Origin of the sequence: Xanthomonas sp. SHU 308 (genome assembly GCF_000364645.1) — a bacterium.
GTDB classification, from domain to species: domain Bacteria; phylum Pseudomonadota; class Gammaproteobacteria; order Xanthomonadales; family Xanthomonadaceae; genus Xanthomonas_A; species Xanthomonas_A sontii.
In genome coordinates, this window is sequence record NZ_AQOK01000727.1 from 1 (window position 1) to 353 (window position 353).

The window sequence follows — 353 nt, forward strand, 5'->3', positions numbered from 1 at the left end:
GGCCTCGCGCGATCCGGCCGCCGGCCCGCCGGATCGCGTCGGCGCGCTGTGTTTCAGCGCGGCGCTGGCGCTGTTCACCGCCGGCCTGATCCAGGGGCCGCACAGCGGCTGGGGCAGCGCCGCGACGCTGGCCCTGCTCGGTGCCGCGGCCCTGCTGCTGCTCGCCTTCGTGTGCATCGAACGGTGCCGCCGGCATCCACTGCTGGACCTGAGCTTGTTCCGCTACCGGCGCTTCGTCGGCGTGCAGCTGCTGCCGGTCGCCACCTGCACCAGCTACGGGGTGCTGCTGGTGCTGCTGCCGCTGCGCATGATCGGCGTGGATGGCACGCCGGCGGCCAGTGCCGGCCTGACGC

The 353-nt window shown here is 74.5% G+C and carries 1 pseudogene; it reads left to right on the plus strand.

Features of this window, described 5'->3' with window-relative positions:
• A pseudogene (locus tag D588_RS25535) lies at nt 1-353 on the plus strand (MFS transporter); the annotation flags it as partial.